This is a genomic window from Actinophytocola sp. (genome assembly GCF_050699935.1).
Classification (GTDB): domain Bacteria; phylum Actinomycetota; class Actinomycetes; order Mycobacteriales; family Pseudonocardiaceae; genus Actinophytocola.
This window is the reverse complement of sequence record NZ_JBOHGB010000129.1, coordinates 1-21,266: the sequence shown is the minus strand read 5'-3', so window position 1 is coordinate 21,266 and position 21,266 is coordinate 1. Positions and strand designations below refer to the sequence as shown.

Below are 21,266 nucleotides of genomic sequence, written 5' to 3'. Positions count from 1 at the left end.
CCCGGGCGACGGGCGCCGGGGTGGCGGGCGCACTGCGAGCGAACCGGGGTGCGGGCGCGGGCTGCGCGATCCCGTCCACGGCCGGGAACCCGCCGCGGTGGGCCTGGTGCGGATGCCGGGCGGCCTCGGCGGGCGTGAGCACCGGGCTCACGCACGCGTCGGTCCCGGCGAACGTCCGCTCCCACTCGTCCCTCGTACGGCTCGCGAACCGGTTGGCCAGCACGCCCGCGAGCTCCGGCCACCGGTGCCGGTCCAGCTGGTCGGGCAGGTCGGCGTCCGCGAGCCCGAGCCCGTCGAGCAGGGCGGCGTAGAACTGCGGCTCGATCGCGCCGACGGCGACGTACTCGCCGTCCGCGGTCCGGTATGTCCGGTAGAAGGGCGCACCGCCGTCGAGGAGGTTGTGCCCGCGCTCGCCGGGCCACATTCCCTGTGCCAGCAGCATGTGCAGGTGCGTGCTCAGCAGGCCCGCGCCGTCGACCATCGCCGCGTCGACCACCTGGCCCGCGCCGGATCCCCGGCGCTCCAGCAGCGCGGCGAGGCAGCCGAGGGCGAGCAGCATCCCGCCGCCGCCGAAGTCGCCGACCAGGTTCAACGGCGGCACGGGTGGAGCGCCCGCCGGGCCGATCGGGTGCAGCGCGCCCGCTACGGAGATGTAGTTGATGTCGTGACCCGCGGTCGCGGCGAGCGGGCCGGACTGGCCCCAGCCGGTCATCCGCCCGTAGACCAGCTCCGGGTTGCGTTCGAGGCACACGTCCGGGCCGAGCCCGAGCCGCTCGGTGACCCGTGGGCGGAACCCCTCGATCAGCACGTCGGCCCGGTCGATGAGCCGCAGCACCCGGTCGCGGGTACCGGCGTCCTTGAGGTCCGCGGTGACGACCGTGCGGCCGCGGGCGAGCAGGTCGGCCGGATCGGGCCGGCTGCCCGGCCGGTCGACCCGCACCACGTCGGCGCCGAGGTCGGCGAGGATCATCGCCGCGAACGGACCCGGCGCGAGGCTCGCCAGCTCCACGACCCGGATCCCGGCCAACGGTCCACTCACGGCGTCACATCCTCCAGATAGCCGGGGTTCGCCACGCACAACTTGTCCACAACGGACTCCAGAACCGACTGCCGGACAGTCGCGGGGTCGACCTCGCCGGCCCGGATCCGGGACGCGAGCTCGCCGTCGTCCGCGACTCCCAGGGCCCGCAGGCGCTCGCCGTGCGCGCGTGCCTGGCCGGGTCCGAGCGCGAGCTCGCGGCGCACGAGCTCCAGGACGTTGATCGCCACGCGCAGGTGGAACCGGTGTTCCTCCGGCGCGGCACCGAACAGCGGGTCACGCAGGAACTCGACGACGGCCTCGATCAGCTCGCCGGCGGTGGGGGCGTCGTGCGGGGCACTCAGTGACATCGGTTCGCTCGCAAGCTCGCCCTGTGACATCGGTTCGCTCGCAAGCTCGCCCTGTGACATCGGTTCGCTCGCAAGCTCGCCCTGTGACATCGGTTCGCTCGCAAGCTCGCTCACGGCAGCATCCGCAACAGGTCGTACTCCGTCTCGCAGACCCGGCGTCCGATGGCCGCGAGCTCGACGGAGCGGGACTCGCCGCCGAGGTGGACCCGCGCCTGGCGCTGGCAGATCGCGCCCCACTTGAGGGTCCCGAGCACCTGCCACCAGAACAGCCGCGCCGGCTCGACGCACCGGCCGCCCTCCCGCGCGTAGGCGTCGAGGAGGTCCGCCGGCTCGCCCATCCCGCCCACGACGCCGGGCCCGCGGAAGCGCCATGCCTTGAGGCAGAGCCAGGCCAGGTCCTCCGCGGGGTCGCCGAGATGGGCCAGCTCCCAGTCGAGCACCGCCCGGATCCCGTCCGGCCCGACGATGAGGTTGCCGGCGCGGAAGTCGCCGTGCACCAACACCTTCGCCACCTCGGGTGGGCGGTGCGCGCGCAGCCAGTCGATCGCCAGCTCGAACGCCGGGTGCGGCTCGCCGGAGCCGTCGATCCACGCCACCACCCGGTCGAGCTGATCCACGGAGTCCAACCAGGACAGCCCGCCGGTCGGGATCGCGTGCAGTCGCGCGAGAATCCGCCCGCACTGCCCGGCGAACCCCGCACGCGCGGCCGCCAGCTCTGGTGCGCGCAGGATGCGCCGTGGCACGGTCTCGCCGGCGACGAACTCCGACAGCACGAACGGCGCGCCCAGCCGCTCGCCACCGGTGTCCCACGCGAGCACCGTCGGCACCGGCACGCCCGCGGCGGCGGACTCGCGCAGCAGCCGGACCTGCTCGCACACACCGGTACCACCGAGCCCCGAGCCGCGACGTTCGCGTTGCAGCACAAAGGTTCCCGACCACTCGCCGGCCGCCGCGCGCACGCGGTAGGTCTCCCGCGAGGCCCCCGCCGACAGGCGCACCAGCCGGGCCGTGAGCCCGGTCCGGCCCAGCACCGCGGACAGCTCCGCGGCCACGCCGCCGGCGAGGTGGGGAGTGGTCGAGGCGACTGTCACAGGCGTTCGATGATCGTCGCGTTGGCGAGGCCCCCACCCTCGCACATCGTCTGCAACCCGTACCGGCCACCGGTGCGCTCCAGCTCGCACAGGAGGGTGGCCATGAGCTTCGCACCGGACGCGCCGAGCGGGTGGCCGAGCGCGATGGCCCCGCCGTTGACGTTGACCTTCTCCAGGTCGGCGTCGAGCTCGTGCCGCCAGGCGAGGACGACGGACGCGAACGCCTCGTTGATCTCCACCAGGTCGATGTCGGCCAGGGTGAGTCCGGTCCGGTCGAGGATCCTGCGGGTGGCCGGGATGGGCGCGGTGAGCATCGCCACCGGGTCGTCCCCGGCGAGCGCGAACGCGTGGAACCGGGCCCGCGGCGTCAGTCCCAGCTGCTTCGCGCGTTCCTCGCTCGTGATGAGCATCGCCGAGGCGCCGTCGGTGATCTGCGAGCTGTTGCCGGCCGTGACCCGCCCGTCGGGCAGGAAGGCGGGCTTCAGGTTCGCCAATGACTCCACAGTGGATGATCGGATGCCCTCGTCGGCGCTCACCGGCGAACCGTGGGCCGTGGCCGTCCGCGACTCGGCGTCCCAGGTGCGCGACTCGACCGGGACGATCTCCCGGTCGAACCGGCCCTCGTCCCGGGCCCGCGCGGCCCGGGCCTGGCTTCGCGCCGCGTACGCGTCGAGGTCGGTGCGGGTGAGACCCCACCGCTCCGCGATCAGCTCCGCACCGAGGCCCTGCGGCACCAGACCCGGATGGCCGAACGTGTCCCGGTCGGCGTAGCGCCGCGACGCCCTGGGGCCGAACGGCTCGCCGCCGTTCGAGCTCGCGCCCATCGGGGTGCGGGTCATCACCTCCACGCCGGCGGCGATCACGACGTCGTAGGCGCCGGCCAGCACGCCCTGCGCGGCGAAGTGCGCGGCCTGCTGGGAGGACCCGCACTGCCGGTCGATCGAGGTGGCGGGCACGCTCTCGGGCCAGCCGGCCGCGAGGACGGCCGACCGGGCGACGTTCACGCTCTGGTCGCCGACCTGCGAGACGCATCCCATGATCACGTCGTCGACCAGAGCCGGGTCGAGGTCGTTGCGCCGCGCCAGCGCGGTGAGCACCTCGCTCGCCAGGTCGGCGGCGTGCCAGCCGCCCAGCACGCCGTTGCGCCTCCCACCGGGCGTGCGAACCGCGTCCACGATCACAGCGCTGTTGGCCATCGTCCGCTCCCTGTCGTATGATTTTGACGTCAGCGTCACATTAGGTCAGCCCCTCGACGGGTGTCAACGAAGCGAAGGGAACCTCACATGCGGGTGGGCATGCCCCTGGAGTACAGCGGCGGGTTCCGCGAGACCGTCGCGGACCTCGTCGAGTACGAGTCGGCCGGTCTGCAGATCGTGTTCGTGCCGGAGGCGTACAGCTTCGACGCGGTCAGCCAGCTCGGCTTCATCGCCGCGCGCACGCGCACCGTGGAGATCGCGAGCGGCATCATGCAGCTCTTCACCCGCACCCCGACGCTGACCGCCATGACGGCGGCGGGGCTCGACCACGTGTCCGGCGGGCGGTTCACCCTCGGCATCGGCGCGTCCGGGCCGCAGGTGATCGAGGGCTTCCACGGCGTGCCCTACGACGCGCCGCTCGGCCGCACACGCGAGGTCGTGGAGATCTGCCGGCAGGTGTGGCGGCGGGAGAAGGTGAGCTTCTCCGGCCGGTACTACCAGATCCCGCTGCCCGCGGACCGCGGCACCGGGCTCGGCAAGCCACTGCGGCTGATCAACCACCCGGTCCGCGCCGACATCCCCATCATGATCGCCGCGATCGGGCAGCGCAACGTCGCGCTCGCCGCCGAGCTCGCCGACGCGTGGGAGCCGTTGTTCTACCTCCCCGAGCGCGCTGCCGACATGTGGGGCGACGCGCTCGCGCGGGGCACGGCCGCGCGTTCGCCGAACCTGCGGCCCCTCGACGTGGTGGCCGGCGCGCACCTGGCCATCGGGGACGTCGACGACCTGCTGCACGTCGCCCGCCAGCAGGCCGCGCTGTACATCGGCGGCATGGGCGCGCGCGGCCGCAACTTCTACAACGACCTCGCCGTGCGCTACGGGTACGAGCGCGAGGCGGCGACCATCCAGGACCTCTACCTGTCCGGCCGCAAGGAGGAGGCGGCCGCGGCGGTCCCCGACGACCTCGTCCGCTCGACCAACCTCATCGGCCCGCGCGAGACGATCGCCGAGCGCCTCACCGCCCTCGCCGCCGCCGGGGTGACCACGCTGAACCTCACCCCGGTCGCACCGGAGCGCGCCCAGCGGATCCGGGACATCGCGCTCGTGCGGGAGATGGTCGGGGAGATCGCCGAGGCCTGACAACATGGTTGGTGCTAGTCCGTGCTGCTGACGCCCATCAGCACGTCGCGGACGAGTTCGGGATCCCCGATCTCCTCCTGGGAGAGCTCCGCGACGAACCGGCCGAGGTGCAGCGCCCAGGCGCGGGCCGCCAGCCGGCTGGCGAAGGCGACGTTCTGTTCGAGGATCACCACGGCCAGCTCCTCGGCCGCGGCGAGGTCGGTCAGCAGCTCGGTCACGCTGTCGACCGCGCGCGGGGAGAGCCCGAGGGAGGGCTCGTCGAGGATCAGCACCCTCGGATGTGCCATGAGCGCGCGGCAGATGGCGAGCAGCTGCTGCTCGCCACCGCTGAGCTGTCCGGCCCGGACGTTCGCGCGCTCGGCCAGCCGCGGCGCCAGCTCGTACATCTGCGCGAGCCGCCGGCGCCAGTCCTTCGTCCGCCGGCGGACGAAGCCGCCCGCACGCAGGTTGTCCTCGACGCTGAGGTCGGTGAAGACCCGCCGCCCCTCCGGGACGTACACGATGCCGCCGCGTACCCGGGCCTGCCCGCTGGTGCCGGTGATGTCGTCCTCGCCGAGCCCGATCCGTCCCGTCGCCGGCACCAGGCCGGCCACGGCCTGCCCGAGCGAGCTCTTGCCGGCCCCGTTGGAGCCGACGATCGCGACGAGCTCGCCGGCGCCGACGTCGAAGGACACGCCGGACACCGCGGTCGCCGTTCCGTACCGTACCGAGAGTTCCTCGATCGTCAGCATCTCGTCACATCTTCAGGTAGACGTCGCGCAGGGCCGGGTCGCCGGCCAGGTCGGTCGGGCTGCCGTGGGCGATCTTGCGGCCCACGTCGAGAATCGTGAGCTCGTCGACGAGGCTCAGGGTCCGGTCGATGTCGTGTTCGATGAGCAGCACGGTCACTCCCCTGTCGCGGAGCAGGCGGACGGTCTCCACGACCGCGTCGCGCTCCATGAGGTCCAATCCGGACAGTGGTTCGTCGAGCAGGATCATGCGCGGGCGCCGGACCGCGGCCATCGCGATGCCGACCAGCTTGCGGGTCGCGAGGCTGCAGGCGGAGAGCCGGCGGTCCAGTTCCCCTTCCAGCAACAGGATCGAGCAGATCTCGTCGACGTCGGGACCGCCGCGTCGCCTGGCGGCCAGCGTGATGTTCTGCCGGACCGTCAGCCGGCCGAACCCGGCGGCGTTCTGGAACGTGCGGGCGAGGCCGGCGTTGGCCACCCGGTGCGGCCGCCACCCGCGTACGGACTGGCCGGACCACCGCACGTCGCCGCTCTGGTAGGTGACGAACCCGGTCATCGCGTTGAACAAGGTGGTCTTGCCCGCCCCGTTCGGGCCGACCACGCCGGTGATCGAGCCCTCGGCGACGGACAGGTCCACGTCGTCGACCGCGCAGACCCCGCCTATCCGGCAGGTCAGCCCCTCGACGGTGAGCAGCGCGGTCGATTGTGCGGAGGTCATCACACCTCGCCCTTCTCCCCGCCCGCGGGCACGTGCTCGCGGACGTCGGTTCGCAGATCGTCCAGGGGCCGCCCGGCCGACGCCGCCACCGGCGGCCCGCCGCGCCACCGGCGCAAGCCCCGGGTCAGCCACCGCAGCAGGTCGCGCAGGAGACCCACGATCCCCCGGTCGGGCGCGAGCAGCACCACGACGGCCATCGCCACGCCGACGATCACCGGACGCAGCACCGGGTCGAGGTCGTAGAGCTGCGGCAGGGTGGCGAGCACGCCCACACCCACGAACGCGCCGGTGACGCTGCCCATGCCGCCGACGTAGAGCAGGCCCAGGATGTAGATCGACTGCTCGACGCCCATGAGGTCGGGGTTGATGAACCCGACCATCGGCGCGTACAGCACGCCGGCGGCCGCCGCGATCACGGACGACAGCACGAAGATCACGGTCTTGTAGAACGTCGGGTTGAAGCCGAGGCCGCGGGTGAGGTTCTCCGACTCGCGGACGGCCATCAGCCGCGGCCCGAGCGACGTGTTGCGCACCAGCGCCGTGACCACCAGGGTGAGCAGCAGCAGGCCCGCGATCCACATCGTGATGAACCGGTACACGGTCCAGCCGTCCGGGAGACCGCCCTCCAGTCCGAACGTCACCGGCAGCCCCTCCGAGCCGCCCGACACCGCGGTGGTGTTGTTGACCAGCTGGACGAGCAGCTCGCCGAAGGCGAACGTGACGATGGCGAAGTACAGCCCGGCCGTCCTGCTGGTGGCGGGAAGGCCGACGAGGAGCGCGACGACGGCCACGATCCCGAGGGCGGCGAGGCCGGCGAGCGGCAGGCTCCACCCCGCGTTCTGGGCCAGCAGCGTCGAGGCGTACGCGCCCACCCCGAAGAACGCGGCGTGCCCCATGGAGAGCATGCCGGTCGTGCCGACCATCAGGTCGAGGCTGACGGCCAGCGTCACGAACGTCATGAACGTGCCGAGCAGCACCACACGCTGGTCCGCGACGTAGTAGGTGAACACGGCCAGCACGGCGAACACGCCGACCGCACCACCGAGATCGCGTACGAGAAGCCGGTTCATCCCGCTCGCCCGACCTTCCTGCCGAACAGGCCACGCGGCGCGACGAGCAACACGACGATCATGAACACGAACGCGTACACGTTGGTGATGGACGGGCTGAGGTACGTCGCACCGAAGGACTCCAGCACTCCGAACGCCAGCCCGGCGACGAGCGCGCCGGTCACCGAGCCGAGGCCACCGACGATGACCACGGCGAACCCCTTGAGCAGGAACGCCGCGCCGGTCAGCGGTGTCACCGGATAGCTGGCCGCGATGGCGATGCCCGCCGCCGCGGCCAGCAACCCGGAGAGGATGAAGGCGTACCGCCCGATACGCCTCGGGGACATCCCCAGCGTGGTGGCGGCCACGCGGTCGTCGCCGCACGCCCGCAGCGCGAGCCCGATCCAGCTGCGGCGCAGCAGAACCGCGAGGCCCACCACCACGAGGCACAGCGCGACCAGCACCAGCAGCCGGGTCGTGGCGATCCGGTCGCCGCCGGGCAACTCCACGAAGCCCGACAGCGACGGCCCGCGCCGCGGGGAGGTGCTGAACTCGCGCAGCATCAGGTTCTGCACCACCAACAGCACCGCGAGCGAGAGCACCAGGGCCTGCAGGTGGTTGCCGACGGTGAACTTGAAACCGCCCGCGTAGAGCCCGGCTGCCAGGACGGCGACCACGACCAGGGTCACGAGGATCGCCGTCGGGACACCGAGAACCGGGCTGAACAGGATGACCCCGAAGGCGCCCAGCGTGACCAGCTCGCCGTGCGCGAAGTTCACGATGTCGGTGATGCCGAACACGAGCACCAGGCCGAGCGCCACCGCGGCGTAGATCGACCCCTGGGTGATCCCGAAGAGGATCACTACGAGCAGATCGGACATGCCGTCGCCACCTTCACTCCGTCTCGCACTCCGTCTCTCGCCTACCGCCGTCCGCTATTCCTCGGTCGCGATCACCGACATCTGTCCATCTCGGACGATGCCGACCTTGATGGGAGACTTGTTGACGCCGTCCTCGTCGAAACCGACGTCGACCACACCCTCGTAGGAGGATCCGCGCAGCGCGTCGGCGACCTTGTTCATGTCCTCGGTCGTGCCGGCCTTCTCGATTGCCTGCGCGAGCAAGAAGATGTAGTCGTAGTAGTAGAGCGCCTGGGCGGAGTTGGAGTCGACCTTGCGGTCGAACTTCTTCTCGTACCGCGCGAAGAAGTCCTTTGCCTTGTCGGTACTCGGGTTCAGCGGGTCCTCGGTGTAGATGACGCAGGTGTACGCGTCGATCTTCGTGCCGGCGTCGATCCCGACCTGACACACCGATCCGCGGTTGAAGAACACCTTGCCGCGGTTGGCCTCGATGGCCGCGTTGACCAATGCCACGCTGACCGGGTCCGAGTAACCGATGAAGAATGCGTCCACATTATTCGGAGTGCGTTGGATCAACGGCGCGAAGTTCGTCTCCTCGGTCGGGAACGTGTCCTTCGAGACCACCTGCATGCCGCTCTTTTCGAATTCAGGCGGATAAATATCCATGATGCTCGTACCGACCGCGTCGTTGATCATGAGCGCGGAAACCGTCGAGACATCCGGGAATTCATTCTTGAGGACGGAAATGTACTGCTGGGCGGTCAGGTCGTCCGGGGTGAGGGTTCGGAAGATCGGGTCGCCCTTGCCCGCATACTTGTCCAGCGACGTGGCCGCGGCCAGGTGCAGGGCGCGCCCGCCCGACCGCAGGACCACACCGGCGATCGGCTCGCTCAGCGCGCTCGGCGTGGCGCCGACGATGATCTGGGCACCGTCGCCGGTGATGGCCTCCTGAGCAGCCTGCGCCGCGATGGCGGGGTCGCTCTGCAGGTCGACCTCCTCGACGTCGAACCGGTACTGCTGCCCGCCGACCGTCACGCCGCCACGTTCGTTGATCTCGTCGAACGCCATCTGGGCGCCACGGATGGTCTCGATGCCGAAGGTGGAGAGCTGGCCGGACTGGGCATCCATCACCGCGACCTTGATGGTGCCCTCCTCCGCCTGGCTCCCACCCCCGCCGCCACCTGGCTGCCCGCACGCCGCGAGCGTCAGCGCCATTACCGCACCCAGCGCTAGAACACGAGGTTTCATGGCAGTCAGTCTCCATTTCTCCGCCGCGACGAGACACGGTCACGGCGGCACGACAAAACTCTCGGCGACCTGCCACTGAAGGTCGTGAGATCATTTCCCGGTCTCTCGCGCCACCACGTATGTGACGCGCGTGTCATATGACACGCTATGGGCTTGCTACAGTCAAGTCAATCAGGATCGCGATTTTGTTACATGTGTACGGATAACCATTGCTGTGAACCGTTTCCGCACCTGGCGAAAACGGCGAGAAATCACCACCGGCGTGCTCGCCGGACTCCGAGGAGGTATCAGCCGACTCCGGCCAGTACGGCAGCCTCCTCGAACAGAGCGGGTACGTCGTGGCGAAGTGCCGCGCTGTAGTCGGATCTCGCGAGCCCTCGCACGTGCCGGGCCCAGGCGGCCTCCACGACCGCACCGAGCTTCCACAGGGCGAACACGAGATACCAGTCCACATGAGACACATCCCGCCCGGTCCGGTCCGCGTAGCGGACCACGAGGTCACCACGATCGATGACCTCCCCGGATCTCGACACGGCCTGCAGCCTGGGCATCGCGGGACGCGTGACGGGCCGCCGTCCCCACAACGCCAGGAAGAGCCCCACGTCGACGAGCGGGTCGCCGATCGTGGACATCTCCCAGTCGACAATGGACACCACCGCCGGCCGGTGGACCGAGACGAGGCAGTTGTCCAGGTGGAAGTCCCCGTGCAGGAGCGCCGCCGGCCGCTCGGGCGGGACGTTCCCGGCCAGCCAGGTGCGAACCCGGTCGAACATTCCGAGCTCGCGGGTCTGGTTGCGCCGGAAGTGGCTCTCCCACCGCGGCACCTGGCGGGCGAGGTAACCTTGCGGTCTGCCGAACTCCTCCAGGCCGGCCGCCCGCCAGTCGGCGGTGTGCAGCGTGGCCAGACCGTCGATCGCGGCGACCCCGAGCTCCGAGGCGGCACCGGGCGTGTCCCGGTAGGCGTGCGGCAGCTCGTCGAGCACCGACACCGCGTCCGCGACGAACTCCATTGCCAGGAACGGCGCTCCCGCCACGTCGGTGTCCGCACAGAAGGCCAGCGCCCGCGGGGCCGGGACCTCCGTGTCGTTCAAGGCACGCAGCACGACCCACTCACGGGCCATGCTGTGCGCCGACGGGTCGAGCCCGTGCGCCGGCGGCATGCGGACCACGACCCGACCCTCGCCGGAGGACAACAGGTACGTCTCGTTGGAGTTGCCGCCCGGGAGCCGGGTCATCGTGGCGCCGGCCGGGTCGAGCTCGACCCGCGCGTTGCCGCGCAGCCAGTCGGCCACCCGCGCGGCATGCGCCGTGCGGGCACCGTCCACTGTGGTCGAACGCTCGCTCATCAGCCCGTCCCGGCCGACTCGCCGTAGCGGGCGACCGCGGCCGCCCGGCGGGTGGGTATGTGCTCGGTCGGCACCTCCACCGGCTCGTACTCGCGCAGGATCCGCCGCGCCACGGTCACCTTGTGCACCTCGTCGGGACCGTCGTAGAGCCGGCCGGCACGCGACCAGCGGTACATCTGCTCGAGGGGCATGTCCCCGGAGTAGCCGAGCGAGCCGTGCAGCTGGATCGCCTTGTCCAGCACGTCGTGCATCACCGCCGCGCCGTGGTACTTGATCATCGCGATCTCCGTGCGCGCGGCGCTCGCGCCGTGCCGGTCGATCGTCCACGCCGCCTTCATGGTGAGCAGCCGCGCGGCCTCGATCCGCGCGGCCGACTCGGCCACCCACTGCTGAACCATCTGCTTGTCGGCGAGCGACCCGCCGTGGACGCTCTTGCTCACCGCGCGCTCGCACAGCATGTCGAACGCCCGGCGGCACACGCCGACCCACCGCATGCAGTGGTGGATGCGCCCGGGCCCGAGCCGCTTCTGCGCGAGGACGAACGCCTGCCCCTCCGCCCCGAGCAGGTTCTCGGCCGGGACCCGGACGTCGTCGTACCAGACCTCGTCGTGGACGTAGAGCGGGTCGTCGAGGTTCGTGTCGGACATCGTCGCGATGCCACGCATCCGGATGCCGGGCGTGTCGGTGGGCACGATGAACATCGACATGCCCTCGTACGGGTGCGCGTCGGGGTCGGTCACCGCCATCAGGATGTGGAAGTCGCTGCGCGATCCGTTGCCCACGAACCACTTGTGCGCGTTGATCACGTAGCCGTCGCCGTCCCGCACCGCCCGCGAGGTGAACTGCTTGGGGTCGGAACCCGTCCCCTGCTCCGTCATCGAGAACGCGCTGTCGATGTCACCGGCGAGCAACGGCGTCAGCCATCGCCTCTTCTGTTCGGGTGTGCCGGCGATCGCGATCAGCTCGGCGTTGCCCGAGTCGGGCGCCTGGCAGCCGAACACGTGCGGCGCGAGGTCGCTCGCGCCGAGAACCTCGTGCAGCAGGGCGAGCTCGACCTGACCGAGCCCCTGCCCGCCGTGCTCGGGGCCGAGGTGTGCCGCCCACAGGTTGTTCCGCTTGACCTCGTCCTGCAGCGGCTTGGCCAGCCGCCGGAAGGAGTGGTGATCGAGCCCGAGCACTTCCAACGGATAGATCTCGTCCCGAACGAACTCCCGAGCCCAGGCGAGCTTCTTCCCGTAGCGAGGATCGACATCGAAGTCGTAGGCCATGCCAGCCCGCTTCCCGGTCGGGCGTCTCAGTTGACGCTGACGTCACAGTCATGCTATTACATCTTTACCGGTGGACGGCGTCAAGGGCCATTTGGGACTTGGAGCCCCGGCAGCGTCTTCGGTCCGATGTGGATCGTCGGCGCCTCGTCGTACGGGGCGGGGGACGCCTGCGACGAGAGGCGGTTGACGGGTGACCGAGCGGACGCCCTTGCGGGGGAAGACCGCGCTCATCACGGGGGGCAGTCGCGGTCTCGGGCGCGCGATGGTGCTCGCGTTCGCCGACGCGGGGGCCACGGTCGTGGTCGCGAGCCGCAAGCACGACCTCGGAGAGGACGTCGTGCGTGCGGTCGAGCAACGCGGCGGGCGCGCGGCGTACCACGCGGTGGACGTGTCCCGATGGAACCAGCTCGACGGGCTGGTCGACGAGACGCTCGACCGGTTCGGGCGGATCGACGTCCTGGTCAACAACGTCGGCAAGTCACCGCCGTACGACCGGCTCGCCGACGTCGACGAGGCCTACTTCGACGCCGTGTGCGCGGTGAACCTGAAGGGCCCGTTCCGCCTGGCCGTCCTCGTCTCGGAGGCGATGGCCGCGGGTGGGGGTGGATCGATCGTCAACGTGTCCAGCAGCGCGTCGGCACGGCCGGAACCACTGGCCCTGCCCTATGCCGCGGCGAAGGCCGGCCTGGAGACGGTGACGAAGGGCCTCGCGACGGCGTACGCCCCCACCGTCCGGGTCAACGCGATCGTTCCCGGTCCGTTCCGGACGGACGTGAGCCGGGCCTGGGATCCCGAGCGCACGGCGGACCTGGCGGCGCGCACGCTGCTGCGCCGGATCGCCGAGCCCGAGGAGATCATCGGCGCCGCACTGTACTTCGCGAGCGACTGGTCGAGCTACACGACCGGAGCGCTGCTCGCCGTGGACGGCGGATCCGTCTAGACACGCGTCGCGCGAAGGGGGTGTGCGGATGATCGGCCGCGAGACGCCGCCACCTCACCGCGTCCGGCCGCCGGCCGAGCCGCAGCGCATCCGGCGTGCCACCGGCCCCTTGACCGACAGGGGGCAGGCGCGCAAGGCCGCGCTGCTGCTGGCGGCCCGGCGGGTGTTCGAGCGGAAGGGGTTCGTCGACACCCGCGTCGCGGACATCGTCGCGGAGGCCAAGGTCGCCCACGGCACCTTCTACACGTACTTCGCGTCGAAGGAGGCCGTGTTCCGTGCGGTCGCACAGGACACGGTCGACGACATGCTGGCGGCGCTGCGCGCGGGCGGCTATCCGGACGACCCCCAGGAGCGGGTGCGGGTGGCGCTGCGCCGGTTCGTCGAGGTGTACCGGCTCAACGCCCGCATCATCGCGCTGACCGAGCAGGCGGGCACGTTCAGCCCGGAGCTGCGGGCCATGCGGCTGGCGCTGCGCGAGGCGTTCGTGCGTCGTTCCGCGCGAAGCATCCGCCGGCTCCAGAAGGAAGGCATCGCGGACCCCGGACTGAACGCCGTGCTGACCGCCGAGGTGCTCGGCGCGATGGTCGACCAGACCTGCTACGTGTGGTTCGCCCTGGCGAGGGGGTTCGCGCCCGACGCCGTGCTCGAGGCGCTCGCCACGACCTGGGCCCGCGCGATCGCCGTCGACGGCCGGCACGCGAACCGGGCGCCCGCGCGCGAGGTCTGACGCCGTCACCTCAGCCGGTGTGGACGGCGGCCTTCCCGGCGTAGCGCTCGCGGAGCACGCCCTTCTGGATCTTGCCGATCGCGTTGCGGGGCAGCTCCGGGACGAACTCGATGTGCGCGGGCGTCTTGAACCGTGTCAGACCGCTGTCCTGGGCGGCCTTGCGGATCGCGTCCGCCGTGGCCCGCGCACCGGGCCGCAGGACCACGGCCGCCAGAATGTTCTCGCCCCACTCCGGATCGGCGACGCCGATCACGGCCGCCTCCATCACCGCGGGGTGGTGGTAGAGGGCCTCCTCGACCTCCTTGCTCGCGATGTTCTGCCCGCCGCGGATGATGATGTCCTTGCTGCGGTCGACCAGGTAGAACCAGCCGTCGCGAAGCTCGGCGATGTCGCCGGAGTGCAGCCAACCGTTGCGGACCGTCTGCTCGGTCAGCTCGGGCGCGTCCCAGTACCCGCGCATCACGTACGGGCCCTTGAAGACGACTTCGCCGCGGCCGTTCTCGGCGAGGTACTCCCCCGACTCGTCGACGACGCGCACGTCGATGCCGTAGGACGGCTGGCCGACGGAGCCGAGGAGCTCGGTCTCCCCCGCCAGCGCCCGCTCGTGCTCGGTGGGGCGGAGCATGGTGCCGACCGCGGCGGTCTCGATCATGCCGTACAGCTGGATGAACACGTTGCCGAAGATCGCCATCAGCTCGGCGGCACGCTCGACCGACATGGGCGCGGAGCCGTACCCGAGGCGCCGCATCGTGGGCATGGACTCGCCGCTGCTGCGCGCCACCTCCAGCACCCGGTACAGCATCGTCGGCACCACCTGGGTGTGGGTGACCCGAAGGCGGTTGACTCGCTCGAGCCACGCCGCCCCGTCGAAGGAACGGACGTCGCCGAGTACCAGGGTCGCGCCGTGGTACAGGGCGGGGATCGTCTGGATGTTGGTCGCCGAGTTGTGCGGAATGCTGACCAGAACCCGACTCGACCCGTCGATCGCGTACTCCAGGCCGACGTTGGCCGCGTGCGCGAGCACGGCGTCGTGGGTGAAGGTGGCTCCTTTGGGACGGCCGGTCGTCCCGCTCGTGTACTGGATGAGGGCGTCCCGCGCGCCGCCGACCGAGAGCACCGAGGCCGGCGCGGCCATGGAGCCCGAGCCGACCGCCCGCGGGTACTCGTCCTCGACGGTCAGCACCGCGAACCCCAGCTCGCCCGCGAGCATCCGAACGACGTCCAGGAAGTCGTGCTGGGTGACGACCAGGCGCACCCCGGCGTTGCCGAAGTTCGCCCGCAGGTCGGTCTCCGACAGCCGGAAGTTCATGGGCGCCGCGATGGCCCCGAGCTTCGCGCAGGCCACGAGCAGCTCGACGATCTCGAGGCGGTTGTACAGCAGGTAGCCGACCCGGTCGCCGGGCGCCACGCCGATGACCTCGGCGAGGTAGTGCGCGAGCCGGTTCGTGCGCACGTCCAACTCGGCGTAGGTGAGCGTGCGCTCGCCGTTCTCGTCGACGGCCACCTGGCCGGGAAAGCGCCGGGCGTGGTGCCCGACAGAGATGCCGATGTTCATCGACACACACCCTCTCCGTCGAAGAAGCGACCATGACGTCAATGTCAAGCTAGTTACCGGCCGACCGCCAGGTCAAGGGTTCCATATCAGTTGTCGCGGGTCAGAACCTCGTTCGTGGTCAGCCAAGCAATCCGTCCCGGAAAAGCGAGGTCTATGGTCGCCTCGGGGGTCCCGTTCGGATGCGGACCGCGGTGGTGATCCGAATGCACACAGCAACTGGGAGAGGGCGCAATGGGTGAGTTGCACGTCAACATGAACACCACGCTCGACGGCGTGATCCAGGCCAACGGTGGCCCCAACGAACAGGACGGGGACTTCGAGTACGCCGGCTGGGAGCGCCCGTTCTGGGATTCGGAGTCCGGCGAACAGGTGGACGCGGACGTGCGGGCATCCGACGCGCTGCTGCTGGGTCGCACGACGTACGACATCTTCCGCGGCTACTGGCCGGACGTCACGGACAACGAGATCGGGCGGGCCTTCAACCGGGTCCCCAAGTACGTCGCGTCCCGCGGCACGCCGGAACTGTCCTGGGACGTCAGCACCCAGCTGACCGACGTGGGCGCCGAGGTTCGTGACCTGCGTGAGCGGCATGAGCAGATCCACACGTGGGGCAGCGCGAACCTGCTGCGGACCCTGTTCCGCGAGGCCCTGGTCGACCAGGTGAACCTGTGGGTGTGTCCGGTTGTGCTCGGGCACGGCAAGAAGCTCTTCCCTGAAGGCACCGCAGCCACCCGGTTCGAGCTGGTCGAACCGCCGAAGTCGTTTCCAGGAGGGGTGACGCTGCTGCGCTACCGGTGCCTCGAGGGCCCGCCGGAGACGGCGTCGGTCCCGAGCTGACCCGCGAAGACCCGCGTGGAAGGACGCCTTACGGACGCTCGATGTCAGGAAGGCGTCCTTCCAGGCCCTACGCGGTGGTAGTCCAGAAGAAGCCGTCGGTGGTCGGGACCAGGCCACCGTCGAACCGGGGTTTCTCGGCCGGTCGCTCGTCGCCGTAGAGGACCTGGTCCTGGAGGCCCTTCATGTCGACGTCGACCAGCTTGTTGGCCTTGAGGATGCCCTCGTCGTCCGCGCCCTCGTCGAACGAGCGCAGATGGTCGCTGATCCGCTGGCCGGTCGCGAAGATCTCCGGGTCGGTGGTCGAGACGCCGGCGATGAGCCGGACGAAGGCCTCGTTGTCGCGCTCGGTCGTGTTGAGGATCTTGCGTGCTTCCCAGAAGTAGGAGTCCTCGTGCCGGTTGAAGTCGTAGAAGGCGATCAGGAACTTGTAGATGTTCTCGAACTCGGACCGGTAGCGGGTCTCGAACTCCGTGAAGGCGCGGTCCTCGTCCAGGTCCCCGGTGCCCTTCAGCAGGCTGTTGATCGAGCGGGCCGCGAGGAGCCCGGAGTAGGTCGCGAGGTGGACGCCGGTGGAGAACACCGGGTCGATGAAGCACGCAGCGTCGCCGAGCAGGATCAGGCCGGGCATCCAGTAACGGGTGTTCGAGTACGAGTAGTCCCTGCGCACGCGGTACTTGCCGTACTGGCCCTCGGTGACGCGGGTGGCGGGCGCCAGCAGGTCCTTGACGATGTCACAGGAGTCGATGAAGCCGCGCATGGCGGCGTCCTGGCCCTGCTGGATCTTCGCGGCGTGCCTGCGGTCCACCACGGCGCCGACGCTCGTCAGCGTGTCCGAGAGCGGGATGTACCAGAACCAGCCCGCGTCGAACGCGGCGCAGAGGATGTTGCCGCCGAACGGTTCCGGGAGCCGCTTGGCGTTCTCGAAGTAGGTGAACAGCGCGATGTTCTGGAAGAACTCCGACACCACGCGCTCACCGGCGAGCTTGTGGAACTGGCTCTGGTTCCCGGACGCGTCCGCCACGAAGCGCGCCCGCGCCGTCGACTCGGCACCGGAGCCGTCCGCGAACCGAACGCCCACCAGGCGTCCGTCCTCGACGATCAGCTTCTTCACCGAGTGGTTCTCCCGCACCTGAACGCCCCGCTTCCGCGCGTTGTTCAGCAGGATCTCGTCGAACCGGGAGCGCTCGACCTGGAACGCGTAGCCGGCGTTCACCTTCTCCAGCTCCGGCGCGATGGCGAAGTTGAACCGCCACGGCTCGGGGCTGCGGCCCCAGCGGAACACGCCGCCCAGCTTCTTGACGAAGTTGGCGCTCTTCAGCTCGTCCAGGCAGCCGAGCATGCCGCAGATGCCGTGCACGGTGATCGGCAGGAGCGACTCGCCGATCTGGTAGCGCGGGAAGCTCTCCCGCTCGAGTAACAGCACCGACAAGCCCTGCATCGCGACCAGCGTGCTGACCGTGGCGCCGGCGGGCCCGCCGCCGATCACGATGAGGTCGAACTCTTCGGTTTCGGGCATCGGGGGCTCCTGGGTGTCGGCAGGGTGGGTCGACTCTGGTCACCATGATCGAGCCGCCGGAGTGGCGGCCAGCTTGGTACGGATCGGGATGGGTTCGGGGTGCCGGTCCGGATCGTCGAACGGCGGGGCGCTCCACGCGGCGACCGTGTACGTGATGTCCTCGCCGCGGCTCTCGAGGTAGCAGATCATGTTCACCGGCCAGCCGGTGTTGCGGTACACGTACTCGTCCATCTCGGTCGGGTGCTCGCTCACGTGCTGCCGGCGCTCGTTCGCCGGGCCGATGCTCTGCCAGTCGGGATGCATGTGCAGCGATCCCACCAGTTCGAGCCCCTGCGCCTGCGCCTCCCGGGTGAGGCGGAGCTGCTCGGCGGAGTCGCACCAGAAGCCGCGCCCCTTGTCCGTGTACCCGGCGCCGAAGCACGGCACGATGACCTCACGGAACTCCTCGAGCACCCGCTCGTCGGTCTCCCGCACGTTCAACGCGAACCGCAGCGACTCGATGCGCACCAGGTCGTCCTCGACCCGCCCGAAGAGCAGCCCCCACGACCGGGGCTTGTGCTGGGTGCGCGCCCGCCCGCCCGCCGTCTCCAGGCTCGTGACGTACTCCTTCAGCGCGTCGTCGAGGTACTCGTCGAACAGGCGCGGGTCGATCAGCACACTAACGCCCACACCAAGGCCCATACCCGTGGTTCTCCGCTCGTTCCGTGGCCAGGCGGTCAGACGAGGCCGCCGTTGACTCGAATGGTTTGTCCGCTCACCCAGGCCCCCCGGTCACCGACGAGCATGGAGACCACCCCAGCGACGTCCGCCGGGGTGCCGATCCGGCCGAGCGGGGTCTGCCGGGCCAGCCCGTCGACGGCCGCGGCCGGGTACCGCTGGAGGAAGAGCTCGGTGCCGGTGGGACCGGGCGCCACGGCGTTCGCCGTGATGCCGCGCTCGCCGAGCTCCCTCGCCAGCGCCGCGGTCAGCACCTCGCTCGCGGCCTTGCAGGCGTTGTAGACCGCCTGCCCGGGCGGGTGCATGCCGAGCGCGGACGTCGAGATCGTCACCACCCGCCCGCCGTCGCGCAGCCGTCGCGCGGCCTGCCGGAGCAGATGGAACGTGCCGTTCAGGTTCACGCCGACGAGGTGGTCGTAGGTCTCGTCGTCCACGTCGGCGATGGCGAGCGGGCCCGGTGCCTGGACCCCGGCGTTCGCGACGAGCACGTCGACCCCGCCGTAGACGCGCTCGGCCTCGGCGAACAGCCGGGCCACGGACTCGCGGCCGGCGACGTCCGCCTGGACCGCCGTCGCGGGTGGTGGCCCACCTCGATCACCGGCGAGCTGCTCGAGGTCGGCGACGACCTCCTTGGCCGCGGCCGCGTCGCGGTGGTAGTTGACGACGACGCGGAGCCCGTCCCGGGCCAGTCGCCGGGCGATCTCCGCGCCGATGCCGCGGGACGCTCCGGTGACGATCGCGACGCGGCGCTCCCGTGTTGGGACGTTGTCCATGTTTCGGTTTCCCGCTCTCAGGTGAGCGCGGCCAGCACCATGCCGGCCACCGCGCTCAGTCGCTGGACGAAGTTCTCCGTGCCGGAGCTGACGTGGCGGTTGGAGCTGAACGCGATCGTGACGTCCGCCCGCGGGTCGACGAGCAGGATCATGCCGGCGGCCCCGACGTGCATGACGGACTCCGGCGACGCGAGGTCCTCGAACCCGTTGCCGAGCGCGCCTCGAACACTCCAGCCCAGCCCCCACGGCCGGTGCTGTGCCGGGTAGATCGGCATGACGTGCCCGACGGCCTGGCCGCCGGTCTGGTCGGTCGTCATGCAGCGGACCGACGCCGCGCTGAGCACCCGCGCGGGCGGGCGCGACCCGAATAGGAGTCCGAAGCGCAGCAGGTCGCGGACGCCGGCGTAGACACCGAAGCTCGGGTACTCGAGCCGCCGGAAGTAGGCCGAGTTCAGGAAGGCGCCGTCGGTGTCGGCCGCCGGGACTCCGGCGACCCGGGCGATGCGGTGGTCGACGTCGGGTGCCGGGGGGAAGTGGGTGTCGGCCAGGTCGGCCGGCTTGAGCAGGGTCGTGCGCATCAGGTCCGCGAAGGAGGTGCCCGTGACGGCCTCGGCGAGCCGGGCGGCGAGGGCGTAGCCGTAGTCGGTGTAGTTGAACGCGGTGCCCGGCGGGAAGAGCGGCGGTTCGGTGCCCGCGTCGGCGAGATGCTCGCTCAGCGGTGCCCGTGCCCGCAGCAGTTCCTCGAAGCGAGCCGGGGTCGCGCGGCGGAGCCCGGCGGTGTGGGTGAGCAGCTGACGTAGCCGGACGTCGGCGAGACCGTCGCGCTCGAACTCCGGCAGGTGGGACCGGACGGGCATCGAGAGGGTCAGCTCGCCCTGCTCGACGAGCGCCATTACCGTGGCCGCGGTGTAGGTCTTCGAGACGCAGGCGAGCGGCCACAACGTGTCCGGCGCCGCGTCCACGCCCGGCGCGGCGAGGCCGCCGTACCACTCGCCGACGAGCTCGCCGCCATGCCCGACGGCCAGCGCCGCGCCGTCGATCGCCTCGTCGGCGAGGTATTTCTCAAGCCTATGGAACACCGGAGATAATCGATCCTCCGTCGTGGTGTCCGCGCACATGGAAATCCGCCTAGCAATCCGTGGGAACGTAGGCAGGCTGGTGGACGCGAACCTCGTTCGTCTCCGGGTCGAATTCGTGCCGGGCCAGGTTCTGGAGATTCTCCCCGTACACGTGAATGGAGCAGGACGGCCCGTTCAAGGGGTTGTGAATCCGGTGGATCTCCTGGTCCGGAGGAACGACCCGGGAAATGGCGCCGACCGTGTTCTCGACGGTCTCCAGCCGTCGCAACCTGGCGAAGTCCGGGCGCGCACCGTCGTCCAGCCGCTCGTACCGGGTCTCCCTCTCGACACCGTCGACCACGCCCACCAGCCCCCAGGTGAGGTGGTCGTGGACCGGGGTGGTGGCACCGGGCGGAAACACCACGGACACGATCGTCCACGGCGCGTCCTCTCCGGACGCCAGCAGGTATGCGGCCATCACACCCGGAACCGCGGGCACCCGGAACCGTTCCTCGAGCCAGGTCGTGTCCTCGATGAGGTCGGCGAAATGCCCATGTGCCCGCTCGACGATCAGCCCCGCGTCCTCCGTACGACGAACCAGCTGGTCAAGTATCTGACCGAAATCATTGAGGACCGTAGACAACCGGGGCATACCGACCTCTCCACGTCGGATTTTTCCGCAGGGTGAATTGTCTCGTGAGCATGGGGTTCCGTGGCCAGCGGAGGCTACTACACACGACACGACACGCAAAAGCTCGGCCATCTGGACTACGTCTTTGGTGGCGCGAAGTACGCCTTACGGCGGCTACGATTGCGCCCGGACAATGCCGCACGAAGGCGCCGAAAGTGCTATCGATTCCGCATTTTGATGGCAACTCTGTGCCACAGATTCGGTCATCCGGGCCACGCCGGACACCCTACGACGGTCGGGAGTTGGGAACTCGCGGACGGGAGCGGGGGACTCGCGGGGGTGGGTGGGACGGGTACGTGGCCGGAACGCGGTGCGTTGTTCCGGCCACGTACGGTCTGGGGTCACAGGTCGATGTCGTCGAGTTCGTTGCGGATCTCGTTCTCGACCTCGGCGCGGAAGTCCTGGTCGAGGTCGGCGTC

The 21,266-nt window shown here is 70.3% G+C and carries 21 protein-coding genes; 4 read left to right on the top strand and 17 right to left on the bottom strand.

All coding sequences use genetic code 11. The annotated features are described in order from the left end of the window. From ACRDTB_RS29680 to ACRDTB_RS29665, 4 genes are all read right to left on the bottom strand, one after another. Nucleotides 1-1,039, bottom strand: a 1,039-nt coding sequence (locus ACRDTB_RS29680; RefSeq protein ID WP_431435479.1) for a CaiB/BaiF CoA transferase family protein, incomplete at its 3' end; no start/stop codon positions are given. Next, nucleotides 1,036-1,389 (bottom strand): DUF6285 domain-containing protein, encoded by a 354-nt coding sequence (locus ACRDTB_RS29675; protein ID WP_431435478.1) that lies wholly within the window; start codon nt 1,387-1,389, stop codon nt 1,036-1,038. The genes ACRDTB_RS29680 and ACRDTB_RS29675, both read right to left, overlap by 4 nt. Nucleotides 1,390-1,499: 110 nt before the next feature. Further along, the gene (locus ACRDTB_RS29670) at nt 1,500-2,480 is read right to left on the bottom strand and encodes a phosphotransferase family protein (RefSeq protein WP_431435477.1); all 981 of its coding nucleotides are present in this window, start codon (nt 2,478-2,480) and stop codon (nt 1,500-1,502) included. Next, nucleotides 2,477-3,676: an acetyl-CoA C-acyltransferase gene (locus ACRDTB_RS29665; protein WP_431435475.1), complete on the bottom strand. Its 1,200-nt coding sequence runs from the start codon at nt 3,674-3,676 to the stop codon at nt 2,477-2,479. The genes ACRDTB_RS29670 and ACRDTB_RS29665 overlap by 4 nt, the downstream gene beginning before the upstream one ends. 87 nt (nt 3,677-3,763) lie before the next feature. On the opposite strand from ACRDTB_RS29665, the gene ACRDTB_RS29660 reads away from it, so the two are divergent. After that, complete coding sequence (locus ACRDTB_RS29660; RefSeq protein ID WP_431435474.1) at nt 3,764-4,816, top strand: LLM class F420-dependent oxidoreductase; 1,053 nt, start codon at nt 3,764-3,766, stop codon at nt 4,814-4,816. Between the two features lie 14 nt (nt 4,817-4,830). Here ACRDTB_RS29660 and ACRDTB_RS29655 read toward each other — a convergent pair whose 3' ends face one another. The 7 genes from ACRDTB_RS29655 to ACRDTB_RS29625 all read right to left on the bottom strand — a co-directional run bounded on the left by ACRDTB_RS29655 (nt 4,831) and on the right by ACRDTB_RS29625 (nt 12,033). Next, nucleotides 4,831-5,547 carry an ABC transporter ATP-binding protein gene (locus tag ACRDTB_RS29655; RefSeq protein ID WP_431435473.1) on the bottom strand — a complete coding sequence of 239 codons (717 nt, stop codon included), beginning with the start codon at nt 5,545-5,547 and terminating at the stop codon, nt 4,831-4,833. A 4-nt stretch (nt 5,548-5,551) separates the two neighbouring features. Then, the gene (locus ACRDTB_RS29650) at nt 5,552-6,262 is read right to left on the bottom strand and encodes an ABC transporter ATP-binding protein (protein WP_431435472.1); all 711 of its coding nucleotides are present in this window, start codon (nt 6,260-6,262) and stop codon (nt 5,552-5,554) included. After that, nucleotides 6,262-7,332: a branched-chain amino acid ABC transporter permease gene (locus ACRDTB_RS29645; protein ID WP_431435471.1), complete on the bottom strand. Its 1,071-nt coding sequence runs from the start codon at nt 7,330-7,332 to the stop codon at nt 6,262-6,264. Before ACRDTB_RS29645 ends, ACRDTB_RS29650 begins: the two co-directional genes overlap by 1 nt. Then, nucleotides 7,329-8,192 carry a branched-chain amino acid ABC transporter permease gene (locus ACRDTB_RS29640; protein WP_431435470.1) on the bottom strand — a complete coding sequence of 288 codons (864 nt, stop codon included), beginning with the start codon at nt 8,190-8,192 and terminating at the stop codon, nt 7,329-7,331. The genes ACRDTB_RS29645 and ACRDTB_RS29640 overlap by 4 nt, the downstream gene beginning before the upstream one ends. 54 nt (nt 8,193-8,246) lie before the next feature. Further along, complete coding sequence (locus tag ACRDTB_RS29635) at nt 8,247-9,419, bottom strand: ABC transporter substrate-binding protein (RefSeq protein ID WP_431435469.1); 1,173 nt, start codon at nt 9,417-9,419, stop codon at nt 8,247-8,249. 287 nt (nt 9,420-9,706) lie between these two features. Further along, the gene (locus ACRDTB_RS29630; protein ID WP_431435468.1) at nt 9,707-10,765 is read right to left on the bottom strand and encodes a phosphotransferase family protein; all 1,059 of its coding nucleotides are present in this window, start codon (nt 10,763-10,765) and stop codon (nt 9,707-9,709) included. Beyond that, entirely contained in the window at nt 10,765-12,033 is a 1,269-nt protein-coding gene (locus tag ACRDTB_RS29625; RefSeq protein WP_431435467.1) for an acyl-CoA dehydrogenase family protein, read from the bottom strand. Before ACRDTB_RS29625 ends, ACRDTB_RS29630 begins: the two co-directional genes overlap by 1 nt. A 190-nt stretch (nt 12,034-12,223) precedes the next feature. On the opposite strand from ACRDTB_RS29625, the gene ACRDTB_RS29620 reads away from it, so the two are divergent. Both ACRDTB_RS29620 and ACRDTB_RS29615 read left to right on the top strand, forming a co-directional pair. Next, complete coding sequence (locus tag ACRDTB_RS29620) at nt 12,224-12,973, top strand: SDR family NAD(P)-dependent oxidoreductase (protein ID WP_431435466.1); 750 nt, start codon at nt 12,224-12,226, stop codon at nt 12,971-12,973. Nucleotides 12,974-13,001: 28 nt separating this feature from the next. Then, nucleotides 13,002-13,700: a TetR/AcrR family transcriptional regulator gene (locus ACRDTB_RS29615; protein WP_431435465.1), complete on the top strand. Its 699-nt coding sequence runs from the start codon at nt 13,002-13,004 to the stop codon at nt 13,698-13,700. Nucleotides 13,701-13,710: 10 nt separating this feature from the next. On the opposite strand, the gene ACRDTB_RS29610 is transcribed toward ACRDTB_RS29615, so the two are convergent. Further along, a complete protein-coding gene (locus ACRDTB_RS29610; protein WP_431435464.1) occupies nt 13,711-15,255 on the bottom strand; it encodes a class I adenylate-forming enzyme family protein in 1,545 nt (514 codons plus the stop codon). 231 nt (nt 15,256-15,486) lie between these two features. Here ACRDTB_RS29610 and ACRDTB_RS29605 point away from each other — a divergent pair, with 231 nt between their 5' ends. After that, entirely contained in the window at nt 15,487-16,092 is a 606-nt protein-coding gene (locus tag ACRDTB_RS29605; protein ID WP_431435463.1) for a dihydrofolate reductase family protein, read from the top strand. Between the two features lie 67 nt (nt 16,093-16,159). Here the strand turns inward: ACRDTB_RS29605 and ACRDTB_RS29600 are convergent, their stop codons facing one another. The 5 genes from ACRDTB_RS29600 to ACRDTB_RS29580 are packed head-to-tail and all read right to left on the bottom strand — an operon-like array spanning nt 16,160 to nt 20,808. After that, nucleotides 16,160-17,608 carry a tryptophan 7-halogenase gene (locus ACRDTB_RS29600; RefSeq protein WP_431435462.1) on the bottom strand — a complete coding sequence of 483 codons (1,449 nt, stop codon included), beginning with the start codon at nt 17,606-17,608 and terminating at the stop codon, nt 16,160-16,162. A gap of 39 nt (nt 17,609-17,647) precedes the next feature. Next, a complete protein-coding gene (locus ACRDTB_RS29595; RefSeq protein WP_431435460.1) occupies nt 17,648-18,277 on the bottom strand; it encodes a hypothetical protein in 630 nt (209 codons plus the stop codon). A 47-nt stretch (nt 18,278-18,324) separates the two neighbouring features. Beyond that, complete coding sequence (locus ACRDTB_RS29590) at nt 18,325-19,098, bottom strand: SDR family oxidoreductase (RefSeq protein WP_431435459.1); 774 nt, start codon at nt 19,096-19,098, stop codon at nt 18,325-18,327. A gap of 17 nt (nt 19,099-19,115) precedes the next feature. Further along, entirely contained in the window at nt 19,116-20,177 is a 1,062-nt protein-coding gene (locus ACRDTB_RS29585) for a serine hydrolase domain-containing protein (RefSeq protein WP_431435458.1), read from the bottom strand. Between the two features lie 49 nt (nt 20,178-20,226). Next, the gene (locus tag ACRDTB_RS29580) at nt 20,227-20,808 is read right to left on the bottom strand and encodes a hypothetical protein (RefSeq protein WP_431435457.1); all 582 of its coding nucleotides are present in this window, start codon (nt 20,806-20,808) and stop codon (nt 20,227-20,229) included. Nucleotides 20,809-21,266: the final 458 nt, after the last annotated feature.

Bases quoted from the DNA above. Each gene is read 5' to 3' on its own strand.
- ACRDTB_RS29650 (WP_431435472.1), bottom strand. From the start codon at position 6,262: ATGACCTCCGCACAATCGACCGCGCTGCTCACCGTCGAGGGGCTGACC.
- ACRDTB_RS29600 (WP_431435462.1), bottom strand. From the start codon at position 17,608: ATGCCCGAAACCGAAGAGTTCGACCTCATCGTGATCGGCGGCGGGCCC.
- ACRDTB_RS29610 (WP_431435464.1), bottom strand. From the start codon at position 15,255: ATGAACATCGGCATCTCTGTCGGGCACCACGCCCGGCGCTTTCCCGGC.
- ACRDTB_RS29615 (WP_431435465.1), top strand. From the start codon at position 13,002: ATGATCGGCCGCGAGACGCCGCCACCTCACCGCGTCCGGCCGCCGGCC.
- ACRDTB_RS29605 (WP_431435463.1), top strand. From the start codon at position 15,487: ATGGGTGAGTTGCACGTCAACATGAACACCACGCTCGACGGCGTGATC.
- ACRDTB_RS29590 (WP_431435459.1), bottom strand. From the start codon at position 19,098: ATGGACAACGTCCCAACACGGGAGCGCCGCGTCGCGATCGTCACCGGA.
- ACRDTB_RS29665 (WP_431435475.1), bottom strand. From the start codon at position 3,676: ATGGCCAACAGCGCTGTGATCGTGGACGCGGTTCGCACGCCCGGTGGG.
- ACRDTB_RS29660 (WP_431435474.1), top strand. From the start codon at position 3,764: ATGCGGGTGGGCATGCCCCTGGAGTACAGCGGCGGGTTCCGCGAGACC.
- ACRDTB_RS29625 (WP_431435467.1), bottom strand. From the start codon at position 12,033: ATGGCCTACGACTTCGATGTCGATCCTCGCTACGGGAAGAAGCTCGCC.
- ACRDTB_RS29580 (WP_431435457.1), bottom strand. From the start codon at position 20,808: ATGCCCCGGTTGTCTACGGTCCTCAATGATTTCGGTCAGATACTTGAC.
- ACRDTB_RS29630 (WP_431435468.1), bottom strand. From the start codon at position 10,765: ATGAGCGAGCGTTCGACCACAGTGGACGGTGCCCGCACGGCGCATGCC.
- ACRDTB_RS29645 (WP_431435471.1), bottom strand. From the start codon at position 7,332: ATGAACCGGCTTCTCGTACGCGATCTCGGTGGTGCGGTCGGCGTGTTC.
- ACRDTB_RS29640 (WP_431435470.1), bottom strand. From the start codon at position 8,192: ATGTCCGATCTGCTCGTAGTGATCCTCTTCGGGATCACCCAGGGGTCG.
- ACRDTB_RS29655 (WP_431435473.1), bottom strand. From the start codon at position 5,547: ATGCTGACGATCGAGGAACTCTCGGTACGGTACGGAACGGCGACCGCG.
- ACRDTB_RS29675 (WP_431435478.1), bottom strand. From the start codon at position 1,389: ATGTCACTGAGTGCCCCGCACGACGCCCCCACCGCCGGCGAGCTGATC.
- ACRDTB_RS29635 (WP_431435469.1), bottom strand. From the start codon at position 9,419: ATGAAACCTCGTGTTCTAGCGCTGGGTGCGGTAATGGCGCTGACGCTC.